The sequence below is a fragment of the Streptomyces sp. NPDC003635 genome, from assembly GCF_053587635.1.
On sequence record NZ_JBSFOK010000032.1, the window covers coordinates 96,948 to 103,643 of the forward strand.

Sequence of the window (6,696 nt, forward strand, 5' to 3'; positions counted from 1 at the left end):
GCCGCGGACGGATCAGCCGACGTTGACCTCGTCGGCGTCGATCTCGGACCGGACGGTCGTGGTGGTGGCCGCCCGGCCGCCGCCGACCTTGTTCTTGATGAAGGCGATGGCGAGGACGACCGCCGCGACCAGCAGCGACAGCAGGACGGTCTTGCGGCCGTCGTGCTCGGTGTCGGTGAGCATGTAGCCGAGCACGAACACGATCAGCGCGGCCGCCGCCCAGGTGAGGTACGGGTACAGCCACATCCGCACGACCAGCTTCTCCGGCGCCTCGCGCTCGATGATCTTCCGCATGCGCAGCTGCGAGAAGCAGATGACGAGCCACACGAACAGGGCGACCGCACCGCTGGAGTTCACCAGGAAGAGGAAGACGGAGTCCGGGAACTTGTAGTTGAAGAAGACGGCGACGAAGCCGAACACGACCGAGGCGACGATCGCGATGACCGGCACACCGCGGCCGGTGGTCTTCGCGAACGCCTTGGGCGCGTCCCCGCGCTGGCCGAGCGAGAAGGCCATCCGGGAGGCCGTGTACAGGCCGGAGTTCAGGCAGGACAGCACCGAGGTCAGCACGATGAAGTTCATGATCTGACCGGCGTGCGCGATACCGAGGGAGTCGAGGGCGGCGACGTAGGAACCGTCCTCGGCGATCGACTTGGAGTCCCAGGGCAGCAGGGTCACGACCACGAAGATCGAGCCGAGGTAGAAGACACCGATACGCCAGATGATGCTGTTGGTCGACTTGGTGACGGCCCGCTGCGGGTCCTCGGACTCACCGGCGGCCAGGGTGGCGATCTCGCTGCCCATGAAGGAGAAGACGACGAGCAGCACACCGGTGAGGATGGCGCCGGGCCCGTTGGGCAGGAATCCGCCGTGCTCGGTGAGGTTGGCCAGTCCGGCCTGGTCGGAGTCGACACCGGGGAGGAGCCCGAACACAGCCAGTCCGCCGACCACGATGAACGCGCCGATGGCGACGACCTTGATACCGGCGAACCAGAACTCGAACTCGCCGTAGGAGCCGACGGAGACCAGGTTGGTGGCGGTCAGCACCACCATCACGATGAGCGCCCAGCCCCACTGCGGGACGGCCGGGATCCAGCCCTCCAGGATCACCGCACCGGCGGTCGCCTCGACCGCGAGCACGACGACCCAGAAGAACCAGTAGAGCCAGCCGATGGAGAACCCGGCCCAGGGACCGAGCGCGCGGTCGGCGTGCGCGGAGAACGAACCGGACGTCGGGTTGGCGGCGGACATCTCACCGAGCATCCGCATCACCAGCACCACGAGCGTGCCGACGAGGGCGTACGACAGCAGGATTCCGGGGCCGGCGGTGGCGATACCGGAGCTGGACCCGACGAAGAGTCCGGCGCCGATGACACCACCGATGGCGATCATCGACAGATGGCGGTTCTTGAGCCCGGCCTGGAGGCCATTGCCGGGATCGCCGGTGGCTCCAGGGTCCTTTTCAGCCTTCGACAGGGTCGGCTGCGAGGTCATAGGGGGGATTCCTTCGTGCCGGGTGAGGGGTTTCCCGTACGAGCGGAGTACGGGGTGGCTAACAAGTTGGTCCAGTGAATCGGAGGCAAAGAAAGAATTGAACCTTTGAATCCGGATCGTTACTTGAGGTTTCCCTGAGGTTCTGTAGTCTTACTCACACTTCTCGAGCCGGTGTCGGGACCAACCCCCGCCGCGCCTGCCCGCTTCCGGGCGTGTCACACTCGTGCCCATGCGCGTGTATCTCGGCTCGGACCATGCGGGCTACGAACTCAAGAACCACCTTGTCGAGTGGCTCAAGGCGGCCGGCCACGACCCCGTGGACTGCGGCCCCCACATCTATGACGCCCAGGACGACTACCCGCCCTTCTGTCTGCGCGCCGCCGAGCGCACCGCCGCCGACGCCGACGCCCTCGGTATCGTGATCGGCGGTTCCGGCAACGGCGAGCAGATCGCGGCGAACAAGGTCAAGGGCGTCCGCGCGGCCCTCGCCTGGAGCGAGGAGACCGCGGCCCTGGGCCGCCAGCACAACAACGCGAACGTCGTCGCCGTGGGCGCCCGCATGCACACGCAGGAAGAGGCCACGAAGTTCGTGGAGACCTTCCTCGGCACCCCGTTCTCGGGCGACGAGCGCCACATCCGCCGCATCGACATGCTGGCCGACTACGAGACCACGGGCGACCTCCCCCCGATCCCCGCCCACCACCCGCAGCAGTAGGAGAGGCCGCGCCTCTCGACACGAAGGCGCTCCGCCCCGAGACGCCGGTCCGGCATGTTCATCCCGTCCGGCGTTGGAGGGCGAGCGCGACCCCACCCACCCGTAGAGGGCTGCGGAGGTCGAGCCCGTCCGGCGTCTGAGGACGAGCGCGGCCGTCCCGATCCCCCACCACCCGAGGGGCCCGAGCCTCTCGACGCCGGTCCGGGAGGTCGAGCCCGTCCGGCGTCTGAGGACGAGCGCGGCCGTCCCGATCCCCCACCCACCCGTAAGGGGCTGCGCCTCTCGACGCAGGTCCGGGGAATTCAGCCCGTCCGGCGTTTGAGGACGAGGCCCCTTCAGGGCCGATGGGGGTCCAGGGGGCGGAGCCCCCTGGGGCGGGGCCGAAGGGGCGGCAGCCCCTGGGGGATGGGACGGGTAGGGGCGGCGGGGGCGACAACACCCACGCACCCCCACCCGCCGCACCGATCCACGACCGACCAAGAAGGAGCACCGTGCCGGAAGGGCACACGATTTACCGGCTGGCCAAGGACTACGCCGCCGCCTTCACCGGCACAGCCCCCCACGTCACCAGCCCCCAGGGCAAGTTCAGCGACGCCGCCGCCCTCCTCACCGGCACCCCCCTCACCACCACCGAGGCCCACGGCAAACACCTCTTCCTCGGCTTCACGGAGTCCTGGGTCCACATCCACCTGGGCCTGTTCGGCAAGGTCGCCTTCGGCCCCACCCCCGCACCCCCACCCACCGACACGGTCCGCCTCCGCCTCGCGAACACGACGTCGTACGTGGACCTCCGCGGCCCCACCACCTGCTCCCTGATCACCCCCGCCGAGAAGCAGGCGATACACGACCGCCTCGGCCCGGACCCCTTGCGCGACGACGCCGACCCCACCACGGCGTACCGCAGGATCTCCCGCAGCCGCACCACGATCGCCGCCCTGCTCATGGACCAGAAAATCCTCGCGGGCGTCGGCAACGTCTACCGGGCCGAGGTCCTCTTCCGGCACGGCATCGACCCCTACCGCGCCGGCAAGGACATCACCCCCACCGAGTGGGACGCGATCTGGACGGACCTCGTGGAGCTGATGCACGAGGGCGTCCGCAACAACCGCATCGACACCGTCCGCCCGGAACACACCCCGGAGGCCATGGGCCGCCCACCCCGCGTGGACGACCACGGCGGCGAGGTCTACGTGTACCGCAGGGCCAACCTCCCCTGCCACATCTGTGGCGGCGAGATCCGCACCGCCGATCTCGCCGCCCGCAATCTCTTCTGGTGCCCGAACTGCCAGCGGCGAAAGAAGAACTGACGGCAGCTCAGAACCCGTGCGCCAGCCATGGCGCCACCACCGAACCGAACCCCACCGAAGCCTCGGCCAGCGCCCCCTGCCGCAGCTCCCGCACCCGCCCGGCGGCCGCCAGCCCCGCGAGGCTCACCCCACCGAGATACGCCGAGGCCAACTCCCGTACGGACAGGGCCAGATCCGCCGCGTCCCGGGTCGGCGCGCAGGACGCCCCCTTCGCGTCCCCCGACAGCCGCCAACGCCCGCTGTTCCAGGGGCAGAAGGAGTCCTCCACCTCCAGCACCACATCCACCGGCGCCTGATACGTCCGTGCCTGGAGCGCGGCCCCGACGTCGACGAGCCGCACATACAGTCCGTCCCGGAACCGCGGCCGGCACCGACGGATGTCCGACACCTGGTACTGCCAGGCCTCGTCCACCGGCCGCCCGGACACCCGCAGCGTGGTCGTCAGGTCGATGTCGAACAGGAACCGCCACAGCGCGGCCTGCGCGGCGGCGTCCACTCCGGCCAGCTCCCGCAGCAACACCGTGCCGTTGTGCCCGGAGACCTCCCACTCCGGCTTGACGGCGAAGCGCGCGTATCCGACGGTCTCGCCGTCCCGCTCGGCCAGCACGCACTGCAGCGGCGAGGCCCCGTCCCGCCCGTCCTCGGGATCGAGCACCCCCACCCGCTCCCACCCGGGGCGCACCCGGGCCAGCGTTCCGGGGCGTACCGGTACCAATGCCGCGTACACCGCCTCGCACGCTTCGATCACCTCGGCGTCGGCGGGTTCCGCGTAGCGCAGCCGTACGTCGTCCGTACCGTCCGGAACCGTCAGCCGCACCCTGCTGGTGTCGATCTCGGCGGCCAACTGGTCGGCCCCCACGCCGTACCCGAACCGCCCGTAGATGGCGGGCTCGGACGCCGTCAGCACCGCCAGGGGCTCACCCCAGGACCGCACATCGTCCAACTGCTTGCGCATCATCGACGTAAGGACCCCACGCCGTCGGTGCGTGGCGGCGACCCCGACCATCGTCACGCCCGCCGCGGGCACCGAGGCCCCGCCCGGCACGGTGACCGCGAACGGGAACGCCCCCGCGGAGCCCACGCACAGTTCACCGTCCCAGGCCGCGAAGAAGCGGTCGAACTGGGTGAGACTCCGGTACAGTTCACGCTCCTCGGCGGGCTCGGGCACCCCGCCGAAGGCACGCAGCAGGACGTCGTAGAAGGTGTCCCACTGCTCGGGCAGCAGCTCGCGCAGCTCGATGGCGCCGGTCGCGGATCCGGTTGTGACGTATGTCCCCATGCGCCATGCCTACCAGGGCATTGCGGGACGAGCCAGGGAATTTCCGCTGGGTGGCCGCACGATGGCTTCTCGTGAAGTTCACTGTGAAGTTGAGCCTCGGACGGGGGACAAGTGGGACCTCCCGTGCCAAGCGGCTGGTCCGATGGATAGGGTCCCGAACTAATGGCAGCAGGACGAGAGCGGCGCGCGGCCGCTGACACGTTCGCGGCCCGGTTGCGGATGCAGTGGCACCGGGTCCGCGTCGGCCTGCGCAGAAGCGCCGTGGACTACTTCCGCGGCGACGGCTCGGACTGGATCGCGCTGGCCGGACTGCTGCTCACCGTCCCGCTGATCGCGGCCACCACCCTGGCCAACTCGGTCTGGTGCTCACCGGCCGCGCTGGTCCTGCCGATCGTCGCCGGCGGACTGCTGCTGCGCCCGGCCAGCCTGCTCGGCCTGTACGCGGCCGCCGCCACCGCTCTCATCGTGGAGTCGGTGCAGCTCGGCCCGTACACCGAGGGCGCCGCCCGGGTCACTCCGGGCGTGGTCCTGGTGGTCGCCGCCTGCGGTTTCGTCGGGCTGCTCATCGCGCAGTTCCGCAGCCGGGTCGGCGTGCCCTGGCGGCGCGGCGGCACCATGCTCTTCGACCTGCGCGAACGGATCCGGGTGCAGAGCAAGCTGCCGCAGCTGCCGAACGGCTGGCACCGGGAGATGGCGTTGCGCCCGGCGGGCGGTCAGTCGTTCTCCGGTGACTTCGTTGTCGCGGCCCGGACCAACGGCGGCCGCACCCTGGAGGTCGTCCTGACGGACGTCTCCGGCAAAGGCATGGACGCGGGTTCGCGGGCGCTGCTGCTCTCGGGTGCCTTCGGCGGCCTGCTGGGCAGCCTGCCCCCGCACGCCTTCCTGCCGGCCGCGAACGGCTACCTGCTCCGCCAGGACTGGGACGAGGGCTTCGCGACCTCGATCCATCTCGTCCTGGACCTGGACTCCGGCGACTACGAGCTCTACTCCGCGGGCCACCCGCCGGGCCTCCAGCTCAGCGCCGGCAGCGGCCGCTGGGAGGAGAAGGCCGCCGAGGGACCGCTGCTGGGCGTGTACGACGGCGCCCAGTTCGACCCCGTGAAGGGCTCGCTGCGTCCCGGGGACGTGTTGATGCTGTTCACGGACGGTCTGGTGGAGACCTCGGACCGCGACATCGTCGAGGGCATCGACCGCCTCACCGGCGAGGCCGACCGCTATGTCTCGGGCCGCTTCCACGGCGCCGCCTGGCATCTGATCGAGGCGGTCGCGAAGGACGTCAACGACGACCGCGCCCTGCTGCTCATCTGCCGCGAGGGCCCTACGGTGACGGCGCAGGCGGGGGTGCACGCATGAACCTCTCGGACATCGAGTCCACGGCCCGAGCCGCCCACCAGGGCCAGACCGACAAGGCGGGCCGCCCCTACGCCGAGCACCTGGCGGCGGTCGCCGCCGGAGTCCGCGCCCGCGGCGGCGACGAGGAGCAGATCGCGGCGGCCTGGCTGCACGACGCGGTCGAGGACGACGCCCTCTCCGAGCACTGGCTGCACGAGGCCGCGCTGAGCGACCGTACGAAGGCCATCGTCCTGGCCCTCACCAAGCGGCCGGGGGAGCCACCGGAGGCCTACGCCGCGAGAATCCTCGCCACCCCGGGCGCCCTGCTGGTGAAGGAGTCGGACCTGGCGCACAACGCGGATCCGGCGCGACTGGCGGTGCTGGACGAGCAGACGCGCGTACGCCTGACCGAGAAATACACGAGGATGCGCGCACTTCTCGGCCTGACCGCCCGCTGAACCGGCCCGCGGTGAACTAGTGCCGCGTCAGGCAACGTTTGCCCGTCAAGGAGCGGCGTCCGGTGCGTGCTCTCGGCGTGCCGGGTGCAAGCCCTCGTACTGGATGTACTT

General features: G+C 70.4%; 6 protein-coding genes. 4 read left to right on the forward strand and 2 right to left on the reverse strand.

What is annotated here, in order from left to right:
* Positions 1-12 precede the first annotated feature (12 nt).
* Entirely contained in the window at positions 13-1,494 is a 1,482-nt protein-coding gene (locus tag ACWDRW_RS26950) for an amino acid permease (protein WP_451726681.1), read from the reverse strand.
* A gap of 229 nt (positions 1,495-1,723) precedes the next feature.
* On the opposite strand from ACWDRW_RS26950, the gene ACWDRW_RS26955 reads away from it, so the two are divergent.
* Entirely contained in the window at positions 1,724-2,209 is a 486-nt protein-coding gene (locus tag ACWDRW_RS26955) for a ribose-5-phosphate isomerase (protein ID WP_451726683.1), read from the forward strand.
* Between the two features lie 491 nt (positions 2,210-2,700).
* On the forward strand, positions 2,701-3,516 hold the full coding sequence (locus ACWDRW_RS26960; protein WP_451726685.1) for an Fpg/Nei family DNA glycosylase: 816 nt from the start codon (positions 2,701-2,703) through the stop codon (positions 3,514-3,516).
* 7 nt (positions 3,517-3,523) lie between these two features.
* Here ACWDRW_RS26960 and ACWDRW_RS26965 read toward each other — a convergent pair whose 3' ends face one another.
* Positions 3,524-4,795, reverse strand: coding sequence for a GNAT family N-acetyltransferase (locus ACWDRW_RS26965; protein ID WP_451726687.1), 1,272 nt, complete (start codon positions 4,793-4,795; stop codon positions 3,524-3,526).
* Positions 4,796-4,957: 162 nt separating this feature from the next.
* Here ACWDRW_RS26965 and ACWDRW_RS26970 point away from each other — a divergent pair, with 162 nt between their 5' ends.
* Both ACWDRW_RS26970 and ACWDRW_RS26975 read left to right on the forward strand, forming a co-directional pair.
* The gene (locus ACWDRW_RS26970) at positions 4,958-6,148 is read left to right on the forward strand and encodes a PP2C family protein-serine/threonine phosphatase (RefSeq protein ID WP_451726689.1); all 1,191 of its coding nucleotides are present in this window, start codon (positions 4,958-4,960) and stop codon (positions 6,146-6,148) included.
* A complete protein-coding gene (locus ACWDRW_RS26975) occupies positions 6,145-6,585 on the forward strand; it encodes an HD domain-containing protein (RefSeq protein WP_451726691.1) in 441 nt (146 codons plus the stop codon). The genes ACWDRW_RS26970 and ACWDRW_RS26975 overlap by 4 nt, the downstream gene beginning before the upstream one ends.
* Positions 6,586-6,696 lie beyond the last annotated feature (111 nt).